The 18,115-nt window shown below is 67.5% G+C and carries 14 protein-coding genes; 7 read left to right on the forward strand and 7 right to left on the reverse strand.

Going from position 1 to position 18,115, the window contains the following annotated elements; genetic code table 11:
* Positions 1–7 precede the first annotated feature (7 nt).
* The 7 genes from traI to ACIGJC_RS31580 all read left to right on the forward strand — a co-directional run bounded on the left by traI (position 8) and on the right by ACIGJC_RS31580 (position 12,867).
* A complete protein-coding gene (traI, locus tag ACIGJC_RS31550) occupies positions 8–2,248 on the forward strand; it encodes a TraI/MobA(P) family conjugative relaxase (RefSeq protein WP_011114057.1) in 2,241 nt (746 codons plus the stop codon).
* A complete protein-coding gene (locus ACIGJC_RS31555) occupies positions 2,245–4,158 on the forward strand; it encodes a type IV secretory system conjugative DNA transfer family protein (RefSeq protein ID WP_000694765.1) in 1,914 nt (637 codons plus the stop codon). Before traI ends, ACIGJC_RS31555 begins: the two co-directional genes overlap by 4 nt.
* Positions 4,155–4,691 carry a conjugative transfer signal peptidase TraF gene (traF, locus tag ACIGJC_RS31560; RefSeq protein WP_006122512.1) on the forward strand — a complete coding sequence of 179 codons (537 nt, stop codon included), beginning with the start codon at positions 4,155–4,157 and terminating at the stop codon, positions 4,689–4,691. Before ACIGJC_RS31555 ends, traF begins: the two co-directional genes overlap by 4 nt.
* Positions 4,692–4,702: 11 nt before the next feature.
* Entirely contained in the window at positions 4,703–6,766 is a 2,064-nt protein-coding gene (locus tag ACIGJC_RS31565; protein WP_011114056.1) for a DNA topoisomerase III, read from the forward strand.
* Between the two features lie 21 nt (positions 6,767–6,787).
* On the forward strand, positions 6,788–7,177 hold the full coding sequence (locus tag ACIGJC_RS31570; protein WP_006122510.1) for a protein TraD: 390 nt from the start codon (positions 6,788–6,790) through the stop codon (positions 7,175–7,177).
* Positions 7,178–7,180: 3 nt separating this feature from the next.
* Complete coding sequence (locus tag ACIGJC_RS31575; protein ID WP_011114055.1) at positions 7,181–11,527, forward strand: zincin-like metallopeptidase domain-containing protein; 4,347 nt, start codon at positions 7,181–7,183, stop codon at positions 11,525–11,527.
* A 488-nt stretch (positions 11,528–12,015) separates the two neighbouring features.
* Positions 12,016–12,867 (forward strand): recombinase family protein, encoded by an 852-nt coding sequence (locus ACIGJC_RS31580; RefSeq protein WP_011296189.1) that lies wholly within the window; start codon positions 12,016–12,018, stop codon positions 12,865–12,867.
* A gap of 1 nt (position 12,868) precedes the next feature.
* On the opposite strand, the gene ACIGJC_RS31585 is transcribed toward ACIGJC_RS31580, so the two are convergent.
* From ACIGJC_RS31585 to trbL, 7 genes are all read right to left on the reverse strand, one after another.
* Positions 12,869–13,543 (reverse strand): DNA adenine methylase, encoded by a 675-nt coding sequence (locus ACIGJC_RS31585; protein ID WP_011178411.1) that lies wholly within the window; start codon positions 13,541–13,543, stop codon positions 12,869–12,871.
* Between the two features lie 154 nt (positions 13,544–13,697).
* On the reverse strand, positions 13,698–14,129 hold the full coding sequence (locus tag ACIGJC_RS31590; protein ID WP_001665065.1) for an OmpA family protein: 432 nt from the start codon (positions 14,127–14,129) through the stop codon (positions 13,698–13,700).
* Between the two features lie 15 nt (positions 14,130–14,144).
* Positions 14,145–14,843 carry a TraX family protein gene (locus ACIGJC_RS31595; protein ID WP_011114053.1) on the reverse strand — a complete coding sequence of 233 codons (699 nt, stop codon included), beginning with the start codon at positions 14,841–14,843 and terminating at the stop codon, positions 14,145–14,147.
* Positions 14,843–15,109, reverse strand: coding sequence for a hypothetical protein (locus ACIGJC_RS31600; protein WP_010890140.1), 267 nt, complete (start codon positions 15,107–15,109; stop codon positions 14,843–14,845). The genes ACIGJC_RS31595 and ACIGJC_RS31600 overlap by 1 nt, the downstream gene beginning before the upstream one ends.
* Before the next feature lie 28 nt (positions 15,110–15,137).
* Complete coding sequence (locus ACIGJC_RS31605) at positions 15,138–15,773, reverse strand: transglycosylase SLT domain-containing protein (protein ID WP_011114052.1); 636 nt, start codon at positions 15,771–15,773, stop codon at positions 15,138–15,140.
* 13 nt (positions 15,774–15,786) lie between these two features.
* The gene (locus ACIGJC_RS31610; RefSeq protein WP_010890138.1) at positions 15,787–16,374 is read right to left on the reverse strand and encodes a TrbM/KikA/MpfK family conjugal transfer protein; all 588 of its coding nucleotides are present in this window, start codon (positions 16,372–16,374) and stop codon (positions 15,787–15,789) included.
* Positions 16,375–16,391: 17 nt separating this feature from the next.
* The gene (trbL, locus tag ACIGJC_RS31615) at positions 16,392–18,110 is read right to left on the reverse strand and encodes a P-type conjugative transfer protein TrbL (RefSeq protein WP_011114051.1); all 1,719 of its coding nucleotides are present in this window, start codon (positions 18,108–18,110) and stop codon (positions 16,392–16,394) included.
* Positions 18,111–18,115 lie beyond the last annotated feature (5 nt).

Raw genomic sequence — 18,115 nt, forward strand, 5'->3', positions numbered from 1 at the left:
GGCGGCCATGATCGCCAAGCACGTGCCGATGCGCTCGCTTGGCAAGAGCGACTTCGCGGGCCTGGCGAACTACATCACCGACGCCCAAAGCAAAGACCACCGGCTGGGCCACGTGCAGGCGACGAACTGCGAAGCCGGTTCCATCCAGGACGCCATCACGGAGGTGCTGGCGACCCAGCACACGAACACCCGCGCGAAGGGCGACAAGACCTACCACCTGATCGTCAGCTTCCGGGCCGGCGAGCAGCCCAGCGCCGACACCTTGCGCGCGATTGAGGAACGCATCTGCGTCGGGCTGGGTTATGGCGAGCATCAGCGAATCAGTGCCGTCCACAACGACACCGACAACCTGCACATCCACATCGCCATCAACAAGATTCACCCGACGCGGCACACGATGCACGAGCCGTACTACCCGCACCGGGCGCTGGCGGAACTCTGCACGGCCCTGGAGCGCGACTACGGCCTGGAGCGCGACAACCACGAGCCGCGCAAGCGCGGCGCGGAGGGCCGGGCCGCCGACATGGAGCGGCATGCCGGCGTTGAAAGCCTGGTCGGCTGGATCAAGCGCGAGTGCCTGGACGAGATCAAGGGCGCGCAGTCCTGGCAGGAACTGCACCAGGTCATGCGGGACAACGGAATGGAGCTGCGCGTCCGCGCCAATGGCCTCGTGTTCGAGGCCGGCGACGGAACGATGGTGAAGGCGAGCACAGTAGCCCGCGACCTTTCCAAGCCGAGCCTGGAGGCGCGGCTTGGCCCGTTCGAGGCTTCGCCCGAACGGCAGGCGCAAACCACCGCGAAGCGGCAGTACCGCAAAGACCCCATCCGCCTTCGCGTCAACACCGTGGAGCTGTACGCGAAGTACAAGGCCGAGCAGCAGAGCTTGACCACGGCGCGCGCCCAGGCCCTGGAGCGCGCCCGGCATCGCAAGGATCGGCTGATCGAGGCGGCCAAGAGGTCGAACCGCCTGCGCCGCGCCACGATTAAGGTGGTCGGCGAGGGCCGCGCGAACAAGAAGCTGCTGTACGCCCAGGCGAGCAAGGCCCTGCGCAGCGAACTCCAGGCGATCAACAAGCAGTTCCAGCAGGAGCGCACGGCCCTCTACGCCGAGCACAGCCGGCGCACGTGGGCCGACTGGCTCAAGAAGGAGGCGCAGCACGGCGGCGCCGACGCCCTGGCCGCCCTGCGCGCCCGCGAGGCGGCCCAGGGCCTCAAGGGCAACACCATCCGGGGCGAGGGCCAGGCGAAGCCCGGCCACGCGCCGGCGGTGGACAACATCACGAAGAAGGGGACGATCATCTTCCGCGCCGGCATGAGCGCCGTGCGCGATGACGGTGACCGCCTGCAAGTCTCCCGCGAGGCCACGCGCGAAGGGCTGCAAGAAGCCCTGCGCCTGGCGATGCAACGCTACGGCAACCGCATCACCGTCAACGGCACGGTGGAGTTCAAGGCGCAGATGATCCGCGCCGCCGTCGATTCCCAGCTACCCATCACCTTCACCGATCCGGCTCTTGAGAGCCGGCGGCAGGCGCTTTTGAACAAGGAGAACACCCATGAGCGAACCGAAAGACCAGAGCATCGAGGACGAACTGGACGCGGCGCTGGCGGCCCTGGACAGCGGCCCGCTGCCGACCAGCACGCTACCGGAGCCGCAGCCGTCGCCCGAGCAGGCGACGGCCGGCCAGCCGCCGGCCGAGGCGACCGCGCCGACGCCGGCCTTCACGCCGCCACCGTCCACCGGAAGCCCGACGTTGGACGCCTTGGAAGAAAACCGCCGCCCCAAAGCCAGCACCGTTTGCGAGCACTGTCCGAACTCGGTGTGGTTCGCATCGCCGGCGGAAGTGAAGTGCTATTGCCGCGTGATGTTCCTCGTCACGTGGAGCAGCAAGGAACCCAACCAGATCACGCACTGCGACGGGGAATTTCTCGGCCAGGAACAGGAGTAGGCCAGACGCCGCCGGGCGTCGCCGCCGCCGACAAGTACATCGCCGAACGCGAGGCAAAGCGCCTAAAAGGTTTCGATATACCGAAGCATTCCCGATATACTGCCGGTGATGGTGCGCTCACGTTCCAGGGCACCAGGACTATCGAGGGCCAGGCGCTGGCCCTCTTGAAACGAGGTGATGAGGTCATGGTTATGCCCATCGACCAGGCCACGGCCCGGCGCTTGACGCGCATCGCGGTCGGCGATGCCGTCTCGATCACCGCGAAAGGCTCCATCAAAACGTCGAAAGGAAGGAGTAGATGAAGATCAAGATGAACAACGCGGTAGGGCCGCAAGTCCGAACCGCCAAACCGAAGCCGAGCAAGCTGCTGCCGGTGCTGGGCGCGGCCTCGATGGTCGGCGGCCTCCAGGCCGCGACGCAGTTCTTCGCCCACACGTTCGCCTATCACGCGACCCTCGGCCCCAACGTGGGCCACGTGTACGCGCCCTGGTCGATCCTGCACTGGACGTACAAGTGGTACAGCCAGTACCCGGACGAGATCATGAAGGCCGGCAGCATGGGGATGCTGGTTTCGACCGTGGGCCTGCTGGGCGTGGCCGTGGCGAAGGTCGTCACGTCCAACAGCTCGAAGGCGAACGAGTACCTGCACGGCTCGGCCCGCTGGGCCGAGAAGAAGGACATTCAGGCGGCCGGCCTGCTGCCACGCGAGCGCAACGTCCTGGAGATCGTCACCGGCAAGGCCGCACCCACGGCTACCGGCGTGTACGTGGGCGGCTGGCAGGACAAGGACGGCAATTTCTTCTACCTGCGGCACAGCGGCCCCGAGCACGTGCTGACCTACGCGCCCACGCGCTCGGGCAAGGGCGTCGGCCTGGTGGTGCCCACGCTGCTGTCGTGGGGCGCGAGCAGCGTCATCACCGACTTGAAGGGCGAGTTGTGGGCCTTGACCGCCGGCTGGCGGCAGAAGCACGCCAAGAACAAGGTGCTGCGCTTCGAGCCGGCCAGCACCTCGGGCGGCGTCTGCTGGAATCCGCTGGACGAAATCCGCCTCGGCACCGAATACGAGGTGGGTGACGTGCAGAACCTTGCCACGCTGATCGTTGACCCGGACGGCAAGGGCCTGGACTCGCACTGGCAGAAGACCGCCTTCGCGCTCCTGGTCGGCGTGATCCTGCACGCGCTGTACAAGGCCAAGGACGATGGCGGCACCGCCACGCTGCCGTCCGTCGATGCGATGCTGGCCGACCCGAACCGGGACATTGGCGAGCTTTGGATGGAAATGGCGACCTACGGGCACGTAGACGGCCAGAACCATCACGCCATCGGCTCGGCGGCCCGCGACATGATGGATCGGCCCGAGGAAGAAGCCGGATCGGTGCTGTCCACGGCCAAGTCGTACCTGGCCCTGTACCGCGACCCCGTGGTGGCCCGCAACGTCAGCCGGTCGGACTTCCGCATCAAGCAGTTGATGCACGAGGACGACCCGGTAAGCCTCTACATTGTCACCCAGCCCAACGATAAGGCCCGCCTGCGGCCGCTGGTGCGCGTCATGGTGAACATGATCGTGCGCCTGCTGGCCGACAAGATGGACTTCGAGGGCGGCCGGCCGGTGGCGCACTACAAGCACCGGCTCTTGATGATGCTGGACGAGTTCCCGAGCCTCGGGAAGCTGGAGATCATGCAAGAGTCGCTGGCCTTCGTGGCCGGCTACGGCATCAAGTGCTACCTCATCTGCCAGGACATTAACCAGCTCAAGAGCCGCGAGACGGGCTACGGCCACGACGAAAGCATCACGTCGAACTGCCACGTGCAGAACGCCTACCCGCCCAACCGCGTCGAGACGGCCGAACACCTGTCCCGCCTCACCGGGCAGACCACCGTGGTGAAGGAGCAGATCACGACCAGCGGCCGCCGCACGGCGGCGATGCTGGGCCAGGTGTCGCGCACTTACCAGGAAGTGCAGCGGCCCTTGCTGACGCCCGACGAATGCCTGCGCATGCCGGGGCCAAAGAAGAACGCCCAGGGCGAGATCGAAGAAGCCGGCGACATGGTGATCTACGTCGCGGGCTACCCGGCGATCTACGGCAAGCAACCCCTGTACTTCAAAGACCCAGTGTTCTCGGCACGCGCCGCGATCCCTGCGCCCAAGGTCAGCGACCGCCTGCGCGCCGTCGCACAGGCCGAGACGGAAGGGGAGGGCATCACGATATGAGCCGCATCCTGAAACGCATCGCGGCAGGCGTCGTCATCGCGGGCGTGGCCGCCCTGCTGCTGGCCGCCGGCGGCTATGCCGCCGGTGCCCGCGTGAACACCACCAAGAGCATTCCGGTCGGCCTGTACTGGACGAGCAGCGCGCCGGTGGAGAAGGGGGCCTACGTCCTCTTCTGCCCGCCGCAGCTCGGCGTGTTCGATGACGCCAAGGAGAGGGGCTACATCGGGGCCGGCTTCTGCCAGGGCGGCTACGGCTACATGATGAAGCGCGTTTTAGCCGCTAAAGACGATGCCGTCGCCGTCGCCGATGACGGCGTGCGCGTCAACGGCGAGCTGCTGCCCCTCAGCGCGCCGATCAAGGCCGACAAGGCCGGTCGGCCGCTGCCGCGCTATCAGTCCAACAGCTACACGCTCGGCAATTCCGAGGTGCTGCTTATGTCGGACGTGAGCGCCACATCCTTCGACGGCCGCTACTTCGGCCCGATCAATCGTTCGCAAATCAAGACCGTGATCCGTCCGGTCATCACCTGGTAGGGAGACACACCATGCGCCTTTTCATCGCAGAAAAGCCGTCCGTCGCCAAGGCCATCGCCGGCGAGCTGGGCGCGACCGGCAAGGGCGACGGCTTCATCGAGTGCGGCACCGACAAAGTGACCTGGTGCTTCGGGCACATGCTCGAACAGGCCGACCCCGACGAGTACACGCCCGATGACGTGCCGCGCGGCCAGTCCGGCAAGAAGGTCTGGCGCGTCGATGAGCTGCCCATCATCCCCGAGAGCTGGATTCTCAAGCCCAAGGACGACGCGAAGAAGCAGCTCGCCGTGATCGGCAAGCTGCTCAAGGAGGCCAAGGAGATCGTCAACGCCGGCGACCCCGACCGCGAAGGCCAGTTGCTGGTTGACGAAGTGCTGGAGCACTTCCGCAACAGCAAGCCGGTGCGCCGCTTTTGGGTGAGCGCGCAGGACTCCGTTTCCGTCAAGCGCGGCCTGGCCGCGTTGAAGGAGAACACCACCTATGCAGGCTGGGCCGACGCTGCACGCGGGCGGCAGCGCGCCGACTGGCTGATCGGCATGAACCTCAGCCGCGCGTACACGCTGCGCGCGCAGCGCGGCGGCTCGCGCGCCCTGCTGACCGTGGGCCGCGTGCAGACGCCGACGCTGGCCCTCGTGGTCGCCCGCGACCGCGAGATCGAGGCATTCAAGGCCGTGCCGTACCACACCATCCGGGCGGTGGTGCAGCACGCCGGCGGCAGCTTCGCCGCCGCATGGAAGGCGAAGGAGGATCAAGCCGGTCTGGACAGCGAAGGCCGCCTTGTCGATACCGCCGTCGCCGACGCCCTGGTGGCCGCCGTCAAGGGCCAGCCGGGCACCATCGCCGCGTACAAACAGGAGGCCAAGAAGCAGAACCAGCCGCTGGCCTTCGCCCTGTCCGACATTACGGCACTGGCCTCGGCCAAGTTCGGCTACAGCGCCGAGGACGTGCTGAACACCTGCCAGGCGCTCTACGAGACGCACAAGCTGACCTCGTACCCGCGCACCGACTGCGCCTACCTGCCGGAGTCGCAGCACGCCGACGCGCCGCGCGTGCTGGAGGCGATCAAGCACGTCAACCCCGAACTGGCCGGCCTGGTCGATGGTGCCGATCCGCGTATCAAGTCCAAGACGTGGGACGACTCGAAGATCACCGCGCACCACGGCATCGTGCCGACCATGCAGAAGGGCAGCAAGGCCGCCCTCAGCGAGCGCGAGCGCAACATCTACGACCTGATCGTGCGCGCCTACCTGGCGCAGTTCTACCCGCTGCACGAGTACATGCAGACCACCGTGGGCGTCGAGATCGCGGGCGAGAACTTCGCCGCGAGCGGCAAGGTAGTCACGCGCAACGGCTGGCGTGACGTGTACAGCCAGGCCGACGAGGAAGGCGAGAAGGACGAGGACGACGACAGCGGCACGCAGGCCCTGCCGTCGATGGCCCAGGGCGACGCCGTGACCTGCACGGACGCCACCCGCAAGGACGCCAAGACGAAGCCGCCAGCGCGCTTTACCGAGGGCACGCTGATCCGCGCGATGGAGAACATCCACAAGTTCGTCAGCGATGCCGAGCACAAGAAGATGCTGCGCGAGGGCGACGGCATCGGCACGTCGGCCACCCGTGCGTCGATCATTTCCGAGTTGAAGCGGCGCGAGTTCCTGGCCGTCAAAGGCAAGCAGATCATCAGCACGACCCTCGGCCGCAGCGTCATCGACGCGCTGCCCGAGGTTGTGAAAAGCCCGGTGCTGACCGCGCTCTACGAGCGGATGCTGAAAGGCGTCGAGCAGGGCACGGCCGCCCTGGACGCCTTCATCACGAAGCAAGAGACGTTCATCCGCGACCAGGTGGCGAAGGCCAACAGCGGAGCCGTGACCATCGCCGGCGGCAAGGAAGCCGCGCCGGTGTCATCCCTTCACAAGTGCATGGCCTGCGGCAGCGGCTTGTCGCGCCGGCCGAGCAAGAAGAAGGGGCAATTCTGGTGGGGTTGCAGCAACTTCCCCACATGCAAGCAGACCTACCCCGACCTCAAGGGTCGGCCCGACTACAGCAAGGGCCGCAACGGCCCGGCATCCGAATGACCACAGCGAAGGAGATCGACCATGAACGAGCAAACCACCACCAACACCGCCGCCCACGACGAGCCGCTGGCCGTCCTGCCGCCGGTTGACGACGACGCCGCCGGCCGCGAGGCCGTGCGCGAGAAGATGGCCGACGCGCTGACGCCCGGCTTCCAGGTCGAGTTCGACCCCGACGAAGCCGAGCGCGTGGGCGCGTTCGTGGAGGACGCGCTGTCCGAGCAGGACGCCGCCGCGAGCGGCGACGACCTGGTGGAAGTCGATGGCGCGCTGGAGCCGGCATTCCTGGACGACGAAGGCCCGAGCGCCGACATCCCGCCGTTCATCACCACCACGAACGCCCGCGAGCTGTACGACCTGCGGCCCGGCGAGACGGTTGCCCAGGCCGCCGCGCGCAAGGCGTCGGAGGGCTGACCCATGCCGATCACGAAAGCCGAGGCGCAAGGGGTGACGCGGGCTTTCGTCCGCGACTACCCCGGCGCGCTGGAGCTGGCCTACAAGTTCCGCGAGGACGCGGCCGAGCTGTACGGGCCGCGAGCGGCCGAGGTGCCGGCCGACATGAAGGGCGGCTACGTGCCCAAGGAGACGCTGCACGCCGGCCGCGCCTACCGTGGCCGCGTGGACGTGCCCTTGCAGAACGTCGAGAGCGCCGGCGACCTACTGATGACGCTGCGGCACGAGGTGCTAGGCCACTACGGGGCCAACACCTTCGCGCCGGGCGAGAAGCGCGCCTTGCTGGACGGCCTGGCGGCCGCCCGCAACGAACCCACCCTCAAGCCGCTATGGGATGACGTGAACCGGCGCTATGCCGGCCAGTCCCTGGACGTGCGCGCCGAGGAAGTGTTTGCCCTGCACTGCGAGGGCATCGAGCCGAGCCAGCACCAGGTCGCCGACCAGGTGCAGCAGCGCGGCCAACAGTCATTCACGGAAACCTGCATCGCCCGCGTGCGGCCCATGCAGGCCGACGACCTGCACAACATCGTGTGCATGGTCGCCCAGGGCCTGCGCGACCGTTCCCGGACACAGCAGAACTTCCCTCAGTTCAACGAGCTATTCCGAAGGGACGAGAACATGGAGCCGAAGAAGCCGTTTCACGAAGTCGTGGCCGAAAAGCTGATCGAGCAGCTCAAGGCCGGCACCGCACCGTGGCAAAAGCCGTGGGAGCCGGGCGAACCCAACGCCTACCTGCCGATGAACCCGACCACCGGCAAGCGGTACAAAGGGATCAACGCCATCCACCTGATGGCCCAGGGCCGCAGCGATGCGCGCTGGATGACCTACAAGCAGGCCGCCGCCGTGGGCGCGCAGGTTCGCAAGGGCGAGAAAGGCACGCCGGTTCAATACTGGAAGTTCAGCGAAGAGCAAGACAAGCTGGACGACAGCGGCCGGCCCGTCCTCGATGCGAAGGGCCAGCCGGTCAAGGAAACCGTCATGCTGGAGCGGCCGCGCGTGTTCTTTGCGACCGTGTTCAACGGCGAGCAGATCGACGGCCTGCCGCCGCTCCAGCCGAAGAAGGAACAGACTTGGAACGCCGTCGAGCGCGCCGAGCACATCCTGAAAGCCTCGGGCGCGACGATCACCCACGCCGCCGGTGATCGGGCGTTCTACCGCCCTTCGACCGACAGCATCACCCTGCCGGAGCGCGGCCAGTTCCCCAGCTCCGACCGCTACTACGCGACCGCGCTGCACGAGCTGGGCCACTGGACGGGCCACGCTTCGCGCCTTGACCGCGACCTGGCGCACCCGTTCGGGAGCGAGGGGTACGCCAAGGAAGAGCTGCGCGCCGAAATCGCTTCCATGATCGTCGGCGACGAGCTGGGCATCGGCCACGATCCGGGCCAGCACGCCGCCTATGTGGGTTCGTGGATCAAGGCGCTGCAAGACGAGCCGCTGGAGGTGTTCCGCGCGGCCGCCGATGCCGAGAAGATTCACGACTACGTGCTGGCCTTCGAGCAGAAGCAGGTTCAGGAGCAAGACCAGCAGCAGAGCCAGGCCCAGGACGAAGCCGTGGCCCAGGCCCTGGCCGTGGACATTGCCGAAGTCCTGGACAACCCGGACGTGTCTTTCAGCCACTACCAGGCATTCCAGGGCGACACCCTGGAAGACGCCTTGCGCAGCCGTGGCCTCGAAACCGTGGGCAGCATCACCGGCACCGATCCCGAGCAGTTCTACGCGGTCGCGCATGACCGGCTGTCGCCGGTGTTCGGCATCGACCCGAGCCACACCGACACCGACAACGCCTACCTGGAGCGCAAGGGCTTGGCGCAAGAGTTCGCCAACATGGCCGAACAGCTCCACCTCGCGCAGCAGCTCCAGCAGCACGGCGAACAGATCGTGTCGAGCATCGACGCCGAAGCCAGGTGGAGCGACGGCCAGCGCATCTTTGCGTTCCACGACCAGGACGGTGAACCCCACCAGGTTCGCAGCCTGGACGAGCTGAACAACTACGCGCCCGACCAGTTGATGGCCCTGCCGGCGCTGACCCAGCAGCAAGCGGCCGTCGCAGACCAGGAGGCGAACATGACCCCACCGACCAACGACCAGGCGGCCGCCCTGCTGGCCGCCCATCCTGCCGACGCGGTGCAGGGCATCGAGCAGGCCGCCGCCGCGCGCCGGCAGCTCGCCGCCGGCGAGATCGACGGCCAGGCGTTCGCCGACGCGACCCGTCAACACCTTGGCGTTGAGCTGCCGCCCGACTGGAGCGGAGAGCTGCGCATCGTCGGCGTGGCCGAGCAGGACGGCCAGACCGTCGATGCCGCCCAGGCCGGCATCGAGCCGCAGGCGTTCCAGGTCTACGCGCGCAAGGCCGATGCGCAGTTCGGCGAGGACGCCTTTGCCTTCGTCGCCGGCACCCGCACCGAGGGCCAGGCCGAGGCTCTGACCGAGCGCCTGCACCTGGTCGATGCGCTGGGCACCGACAACCAGCACGAGCGCGCCGCCAAGCTGGCCCGCGTGCAGGAAGAGCGTGTACGGCGCGACCCCAACGCGACCGAAGAGGACATTTCAGCCGCTAAAGAGGCACGCAAGACCGCCGAGGCGTCGGCCATGCTCAACGACAGCGACGCGCAGCGCCGCGCGGCCGAGCTGGAGCGCCAGGAACGCGAGCGGCAGCAGGCGCAGCCGCAGGCCGAGAAGCCCGAACGGCAGTACATCAACGTGCCGTACAAGGAGAAGGACGAGGCCAAGAGCCTCGGGGCGCGTTGGGATCGGCAGCAACAGTCCTGGTACGTGCCGCCGGGCACCGATGCCGCTCCCTTCGCCAAATGGGCGCAGGGAGCCGCTACAGCGGCCGTAGAGCCGCGTTCGGCCCAGCCGGCACCCGAAGCCCAGGGCGAGGCGCAGAAGCCCGCGCAGCAGGCCCAGCAGGCCCGCCAGTACCTGGCCGTGCCCTACGAGCAGCGCAACGCGGCCAAGGCCGCCGGCGCGCTTTGGGACAAGGCCGCGAAGTCCTGGTATGTCGGCCCGCGCGCCGACGCGGCGAAGCTCGAACGCTGGAAGCCCGAGAACGTGCAGGCCCAGCAAGGGCCAGCGATGACGCCAAGGGAAGAGTTCGCCGAGGCCATGCGCAGCGCCGGCCTGTTCACCGGCAGCAACGCCCAGGGCGATCACCCGATCATGGATGGCAAGCGGCACCGCGTGCCGGTCGAGGGCGGCAAGAAGGGCGCGCTCGATGGCTTCTACGTGGGCCACCTGGACGGGCACCCGGCCGGGCGGATCATCAACAACAAGACCGGCACGGACATTACCTGGAAGAGCAAGGGCTACGCCTTGAGCGACCAGGAGAAGGCCAAGCTCCAGGCCGAGGCGGCCGAGAAGCTGGCACAGCGAGCCGTCGAGCAGGACAAGGCCCAGGAGGCCACCGCGCAGCGCGTCGGTCGGCAGATGGCCGACCTCGTGCCCATCGAGCAGCCGACGCCCTACCTGCAAGCCAAAGGCATCCAGGCGCAGGCCGGCGTGATGACCGACCGCGAAGGCCAGAAGACCTACATCCCGGCCTTCGACGCAGAGGGCAAGCAATGGACGATGCAATACATCCAGGAGGACGGCACTAAGCGGTTCGCCAAGGACTCGAAGAAGGAAGGATGCTTCCACCCGGTCGGCGGCATGGACGCCCTGGCGGCCGCGCCGGCGCTGGTGATCTCGGAGGGCTACGCCACGGCGGCCCAGGTGGCCGAGGCCGTGGGCCACGCCACGGTCGCCGCCTTCGACAGCGGCAACCTTGAGGCCGTGGCGAAGGCGCTGCACGCCAAGTTCCCGGACAAGCCGATCATCATCGCCGGCGACGACGACCGGCACCTGGTCATGACCCACGGCAACAACCCCGGCCGGGAGAAGGCCGAGGCGGCCGCCCAGGCCGTGGGCGGCAAGGCGATCTTCCCGATCTTCGCGCCGGCCGAGAACACCTACCCGCGCGACTTGCCCGCCATCACGCCCGACAGCTTCAAGACCCACCTGCGCGCCGAGCAGCGCCTTGCCGACGCCGCCGCCGGCAAGGTCGAGCTGGCCGGCGACGAGGCGGCCAAGCTCAAGGCGTCGATGTTGAGCGGCGCGCAGATCGCGGCGCTGTCCACGATGAAGCAGCACACCGACTTCAACGACTTGGCGCACAAGAGCGAGCTGGGCATCGAGGGCGTGAAGCGGCAGATCGGCGCGGCCATCAGCCAGGTGCAGCGCGACGAGCAGCAGCACCAGGAGCAGAAGCACGTCGAGAAAAAGCAACAGCAGATCGAGCAGCGCCCACGGCGGGCCGCTCGCATCGGATAAGTCGAAAAATCCGGCTAAAGTGGCCGAGCTGCACATCAGGCCGCGCGGTTTTCCTCCCTGATCGCCGGCGCGGTTTCTTCCTCCCTGAACCGCATGCAGACTTGCCGCCTCGGACACCCCGAGGCGGTTTTTTTTCGCCTCGCTCGAGCATCGCCGCATCCGACGATGCCGAGACGACCAGGCCGCGCACGTCGAGCTGCAGCATCGCCATTGCCGACGATGGCACCAGGTCGCCGGCGGTGGCCACCGACCTCGAGCTCGCATCGCCACATCCGACGATGCGCGCCGGCGTCGACCATCGCCAGGTCTGACGATGGCGGCCGCCCTGCCCTGGATCTCGCATCGCCATTTCTGGCGATGAGATCCACGGAGCGGCCATTTAGACCCGCCAATAACGACCCGGCCAAGATAAATCGCATGACGGCCTTTTTGGCCGGGGGTAGCATGACCGGACACTTTGCGTATACCCAAAATGACCGGAGGAACCCATGACCAGCCGCAACGGCTACTTCCCAGGCAAGACCAAGGCGAAGCGCAGCGCGATCATCACGCCGCGCACCGCCCAGGAAACACAGATTGCGGCCATGCCGCGCCAGTCACGCGCAGCGCGCCAGGCGCTCGCCAAGACGCCACCGCTGCGCGTCGGCGGCGATGGCCTGGTCGAAGGTGCCGACCGCATCATGCGGACGCCGACCGAGCACCAGGCCGCCGGCGTCGCTTTCAAGGTCGCGCGCATCTACTTGCGCGTCAGCACCGACGAGCAGGACTTGACCAGGCAGGCCGCCATCGTGGAGAGCACCAGGGCCGCCGGCTTCTACGTCGCCGGCATCTACCGCGAGAAGGCTTCGGGCGCTCGCGCCGATCGCGCCGAGCTGCTGCGCATGATCGGCGACCTGCAACCCGGTGAAGTCGTCGTTGCGGAGAAGATCGACCGCATCAGCCGCCTGCCGCTGCCCGAGGCCGAACGCCTCGTGGCCTCGATCCGCGCCCAGGGCGCGCGCCTGGCTGTCCCTGGCGTGGTCGATCTATCCGACCTGGCCGCCGAGGCGAAGGGCGTGGCAAAGGTGGTGCTGGAGTCGATCCAGGACATGCTTTTGAAGCTGGCGTTGCAGATGGCCCGCGACGACTACGAGGATCGCCGCGAGCGGCAGCGGCAGGGCGTCGAGCTGGCGAAGGACGCCGGCCGCTACACCGGCCGCAAGGCCAACACAAAGGTGCATGAACGCATCGTGGCGCTGCGCAGCGCAGGCCACAGCATTCCAGAGACGGCCAGGCTGGCCGGGTGCAGTGAAAGCCAGGTCAAGCGCGTATGGGCGCTGCACAACCAGGCGCAGGCGTGACCTACTCGGCCGCCTCCAGCTCGCGCAGGCATTCCATGATCGCCGCCCGCTCCAGCGGATCGAGCTTGGCGAGCTTCGCTTGCCAGCGGGCTTTCTTCCGCTTGATGCGCTCGCGCTCGCGGAAGTTGCTGCCGAGGTAGCGCAGATCGTGCAGCTCGGCCGGCTCGGGGTAGTTCATCCACAGCCGTTCGATAGCGATGCCGCCGCGCGTCATCGCGTTGAAGTCGATGGTTCTCCATGACGCCAAGGGAGAGCTGTCATAGATCGTTGAGCTGTAGCCCGACACCATCACCGCGCACGGCAAGCCGGCCAGCACGTCGAGCAGCCGCACGTGGTCGGCGTCGTCGTATTCGTGGCGGTATAGCTTGCCGCCGCGCCGGCTGTCCATCACGTAGGGCGGATCGGCGTAGACGAACTCGGAGCCGGTGAACTGGTGGGACTCCAGCCAGGCCACGGCGTCGCCGTGGTGCAGCTCCAGGCCGGGCACGTCGAGCTGCTGCCAGACCTCGATCACCTCGGGATCAACGTCGATGCCGACGCTGCGGGCAGCGGGCCGCTTGCGCTCCAGGATGTTGCCGCCGCCCAGGTGCGTTTCGATGTACGTGTCGTGAGGCGGGATGTTGTTGATGATCGTCTGGTAGACGCCGGCACCGCCCTTGCCGCCGGGGTATCTCATGGCCTTCTTCCTGGAGTAAATCGGGACTTGGCCAGCATCGTCAGAAATGGCGATGCTGTCAAGGGAAGCCGGCCGGGCCTGCATCGTCAGAGCCGACGATGCGAAGCTGCTGGAGCGACCTGCAGCACCGCCAGGAATGGCGATGCCGGATCGCTCAGTAGGTGGGGATGTAGACCACCTCAATGTCCACGCGCTGGTTCTCGCGCCGGCCCTCGGCCGTCGAGTTGTCTGCCACGAAATCGGCGGCCGATGCGAAGTTCACCATGATCTTGAGCGGCGAGACGCCGCGCGCCACCAAGTACGACCTGGCCGAGAGCGCACGGCGTAGTGCAAGGGCCTCATCGGCCGCGCTGGGCCGTAGTGTGCTGGTGCGCCCGCTGATGTAGATGATCGCCGCATTCCTAGCGTCGGCCAGCAGCTCCAGGGCCTCTGGCGTCGGCTGGAATGTCGCGCTGCTGTCGGGGAAGGACACCGATACGCCGGACTTGATCGGCGTGCCGAAGTTGCCGGCGTCGCCGGCGGCCAGTGCGCTTTGCGCGCTGACCAGGAACGCCAGAGAGAGGGCCAGAAGAACGGGTTTTCGCATGGGGCAGGACTCCAATCAGAAGAACAGGTAGCCGGCCTTGCTCATGGGGATGCGGATCAACCAGAGCGAGGCCAGGTGCAGCGGGTAATAGGCGTAGAAGGCCCAGCGCAGGCGCGGCACGCGCACATCCACCCGCGAGGCCAGGAAGAGCACCGGCAGGGCTGCCAAGGCCCACAGGTTGCGATTGACGAACCACAGGGCCGCGCAGGCCAGCACCGCGACCGCCGCGGCGGCCCAGCTCGGCCGGCGCGTGTACGACCACACCGCCAGGCCGAAAGCCACGGCCGGCCACCAATATTCGACCGAGCTGCCGCCGACCAGGAACACCACGCCGGCGGCCGCCAGGTGCAGCTTGCCGCCACGTTCGACCAGGTAAGCCGTGGCCGTGACGACCAGCAGCGTGAACATCACGTTGAGCGGCCACCAACCGGCGTACAGGCCGCCGAGGGCCACGAAGGGCACGGAGGCCAGCGCGCCGAACATCGCCAGGCGCGACATGGTGCGGCCGTACACGCCGCGTTCGAGCGTGCCCGGCCGGGCCAGGTTGTAGGCCAGGACGAACACGAAAAGGGGGAGCGCCACGCGGCCGGCCTCGAACAGCACCGGCAGCGTCGCGTTGAACAGGTACTTGTTGACGTGATCGCCGGTCATGAGAACCAGTGCGAGCCACTTCAACGCTTCGACGGTTCCATCAGGAATCCGCAGGGCCTTCATCAGCGCCGGCCCCCGCGAATCGCGTAGGCGCGCAGCACCAGGAAGATGATGTAGAGCGCTGGCAGTGAGAGCACGAAGGCGATGGGCTTGCCGATCCACGCCGGCAGCGCCCACAGCAGAAGGCCCAAGGCGAAGATCGGGCCGAGGCCCAGCAGAAGCAAATCGAGCTGGTTCTTGGCCTGCCCTTCCGCCCACTTGCAATAGGCTTGAAGCAACCGGCCGACGCCCAGCGTGTACCGCATCATGAAGGCGTGGAATTTGTCCATGTTTAGCCGCTAAATCGGAAGAGCCGGCCTACTCGGCCGACCCCTCGCGTGAAGTGTTGAAAGACACCGTGCGGGGCACGTAGCCGGCCACCGACACGCTGCGAGCTGCTGCGGCCGCTGGGGCGGCCTGCTGGGGTGCTGGTGCCGGCCTGGCCGCCGGCGTCGCCCGCTGGGCCACCGTCGCGGGCTGGCTGGGCGTCGAGGGCGTGGCCCCGGCCTTCGTCACGTCAAGCGTGACGAACCGAGCTTCGAGCCAATCGGCCCACTTCGACGCCTTGCGCATCAAGTCGGCCCGGTACACCGCGTTGTACTGCGGCGTGCGCGAGTGGTAGTTCGCCGCCTTCGTCCAGAGGTCGCCCTTGTCGTTGCGGATGTGCATCCGCAGCCGCCAGGCGGCCAGGTCGAACGAGTAGCAGCCGGCAGCCGCCACATCGTTCGCCGTGATGCCGTATCGGGCCAGGTCGCCCAGGTACGCGGTGTTGAACTGCATCGGGCCAACGTCATGCGTGCCATTCGAGTTGCGCACCCACTGGCCCGGCTTGCCGCCCTCTTTCTCGGCGACGGCCAACACGATGTTGACCGGCACCTCGTACTTGACGGCGGCCGAGATCGAGCAGACGACGCGCTCCTGGAGCTGCGGCGGCAGATCGGCGAAGAACGGCATGCCCTCCCCTCCCTCAGTTCAGCCAGGACTGACGGCGGCGCTCTTCGTCCTCGCGCCGGATGCGTTCGTTGTACTCGGCCAAGGCGCGGTCATAGTCGCGCGCTTCGACCCAATACCCGCCCCGCTCTGGCGTCCCGACATAGCGCGGCAGCGTGCCGCTGCTGGCGAAGTCGGTGTAGGCGTGGCCGGTGTAGGCCCCGCAGTAGTCAGGCAACTGGTTGCTGATGTACGTGCGCCCATCGTCGTAGCCGCCCGTCCACATCACCAACGTCGAGTTCAGCGACTGCGCGTCGCACCGGCCAGCGCCGCGCGAGATCGCCGACACGAGCGACTGCATTTCCGGCGTCTGGCTCGCCACCGGGCAAAGCTGGAGGAAGTTCAGGCGGGCGCGGATCGTGTCCGACAGCTTGCGCTTCGTGATGTTGAAGTACCGCGACAGCGACGGCGTGCATTCGCTCGGGCGCGTGCCCGACGACAGGCACAGGATCGCCTCGCAGGCCAGGCGCGTGTCGCCGGTCAGCACGTCTTGCGCGCTGGCCGTGCCGGCGGTCGATCCGAGGGCTGCCACGAGGGCGGCCAGGGCAAACAGTTTCTTCTTCATGGTTGGACTCTCCTTGGTTACGCAGTTGTGCCGTCGCGGCCTTGCTCGCGGTTGGCGAACGCAGCTACTTCGGACTCGGGATCGGCATCGGCAGGGCCGCCTGCCAGGCTGTTGTCGCCGAAGCTCGGCGCGGGCTGCTGGTCGGGCACGTCGATGTTCTCGGCCGTGCCGCTTCCTTGCGCCTTGATCGCGGCGGCGATCTTTCCGCCAGTGGTGTCGGCGATCCGCTCGGCTGCGGCTTCGCGCAGGCTCGCGGCTTTGGCCTTGGCAACATCGGCGGTTCCCTTCGCCAAGTTCGCGCCGGCGTCGGCGGCGATGCGGCCGGCCGTGCCGAGGGCCGATGCGGCCGATGCGAGCAAGCCGGGGCCGGTGCTGCCCGGTGCGGCCTGCTGCCCTTGCCCTGCCCCGCCGGCGGGCTTGGGTTCGTTCTTGGCGGCCTTGTCGGCACTGCTGCCGGTGCTGGCCGTCGAGCTGCTGCCCTGGCCGCCGGCGTCGGCTTTGCCGCCGCCCTTATCGCCGCCCTTCGAGCTGCCCGAGCTGCTGCCGGTCGAGGGGCTGCCGCCACCCGACGAAGAGCCACCGCCGGAGCTGCCGCTAAAGCCCGCAGCCTGAGCGAAGGGCGTGCTGCCGGTGCCGGCGTCGCCGCCGCCGCCCGCACCGCCGCCCGAGCTGCCGCCGCCCGAGAAGGCCGACATAACGTCCGTGCCTGCCGACACGTTCTCATTGGCCTTCGAGAAGGCGGCCATGACGGCAGAGGCACCACCGGCGGCCGAGGCTGCGCCGGCGGCCAGAGCGGCGCCGCCGGTCGCGGCCGCTGCTGCTGCCATGCCTGCGGCACCCAACGCAGCACCTGCACCGAACTGGCCGATGCCGGCACCGCCCACGCTCGCGCCGGTGATGATCCCGGCGATGAGCGGCGGAATCTTGTTGACCAACGCCAAGAGGATGATGACGACGATCAGCATCACGCCCATTTCCTTGAGGCTGATGCCGGCGCTCATGCGCGAGTAGTAGTCATCGAGGAAGGTCTTGCCGATGCCCACCAGGAGCACCATTGCGAAGAGCTGCGCGGCCACGCCCAGGACGACCTTGTAGTAGTTGATCGCCATGTCGGAAGTCCAGCGCGAACCACCGAAGCCGAGGAAGAACACGCCGCCGTAGGCGAGCACCCAGCCCGACGCGAGCAGCAGAAGCATATTCACACCGACCAGGGCCAGGATGACCAGGATCGCCACGGCCATGAGGATGCCGGCCATGCTGTCCACCGGCGACCACACCGAGGACTGATCCATCACCTTGTCGAAGATCGCAAAGCCCACGTCCACGATGCCCGAGGGCGACAGAGCATTGCCCAGGCCCGTCGCGTTGCCGGCGAGCTGCCGCAACGACGCATAGATGGACGAGGCGAAGTTAGGGCCGTTGGTTAGCGCCCACCAGAAGAAGCCGGTAAAGATCGTGAAGCGGACGAACTCCGCGAAGAACTCGCCAATGTCGGCCTTGCGCAAGGCCATCATGCCGAACGTCCAGACCATCGAGATCACAACCAGCGTCCAGAAGAGCCAGGTTGCGGCCGTGGTGATGACACCGGCCCAGCCGCTCGCGGCGGCCTGGTAGCGATCCAGCACGCTATCGAACACGCCGGCGTTGTCGATGGCCGCGTGGGCATCGACCGCGAAGAACGCCAGCCAGACGAACAGCGGCAGGGCGAGGGTTTTTAGATTGGCTGGCATTCTCATCGTCA

Source organism: Cupriavidus sp. C3SS-1, assembly GCF_057073755.1.

Bases quoted from the DNA above. Each gene is read 5' to 3' on its own strand.
- trbL (WP_011114051.1), bottom strand. From the start codon at position 18,110: ATGAGAATGCCAGCCAATCTAAAAACCCTCGCCCTGCCGCTGTTCGTC.
- ACIGJC_RS31585 (WP_011178411.1), bottom strand. From the start codon at position 13,543: ATGAGATACCCCGGCGGCAAGGGCGGTGCCGGCGTCTACCAGACGATC.
- ACIGJC_RS31580 (WP_011296189.1), top strand. From the start codon at position 12,016: ATGACCAGCCGCAACGGCTACTTCCCAGGCAAGACCAAGGCGAAGCGC.
- traI (WP_011114057.1), top strand. From the start codon at position 8: ATGATCGCCAAGCACGTGCCGATGCGCTCGCTTGGCAAGAGCGACTTC.
- traF (WP_006122512.1), top strand. From the start codon at position 4,155: ATGAGCCGCATCCTGAAACGCATCGCGGCAGGCGTCGTCATCGCGGGC.
- ACIGJC_RS31590 (WP_001665065.1), bottom strand. From the start codon at position 14,129: ATGCGAAAACCCGTTCTTCTGGCCCTCTCTCTGGCGTTCCTGGTCAGC.
- ACIGJC_RS31600 (WP_010890140.1), bottom strand. From the start codon at position 15,109: ATGGACAAATTCCACGCCTTCATGATGCGGTACACGCTGGGCGTCGGC.
- ACIGJC_RS31610 (WP_010890138.1), bottom strand. From the start codon at position 16,374: ATGAAGAAGAAACTGTTTGCCCTGGCCGCCCTCGTGGCAGCCCTCGGA.
- ACIGJC_RS31570 (WP_006122510.1), top strand. From the start codon at position 6,788: ATGAACGAGCAAACCACCACCAACACCGCCGCCCACGACGAGCCGCTG.
- ACIGJC_RS31565 (WP_011114056.1), top strand. From the start codon at position 4,703: ATGCGCCTTTTCATCGCAGAAAAGCCGTCCGTCGCCAAGGCCATCGCC.
- ACIGJC_RS31595 (WP_011114053.1), bottom strand. From the start codon at position 14,843: ATGAAGGCCCTGCGGATTCCTGATGGAACCGTCGAAGCGTTGAAGTGG.
- ACIGJC_RS31555 (WP_000694765.1), top strand. From the start codon at position 2,245: ATGAAGATCAAGATGAACAACGCGGTAGGGCCGCAAGTCCGAACCGCC.
- ACIGJC_RS31575 (WP_011114055.1), top strand. From the start codon at position 7,181: ATGCCGATCACGAAAGCCGAGGCGCAAGGGGTGACGCGGGCTTTCGTC.
- ACIGJC_RS31605 (WP_011114052.1), bottom strand. From the start codon at position 15,773: ATGCCGTTCTTCGCCGATCTGCCGCCGCAGCTCCAGGAGCGCGTCGTC.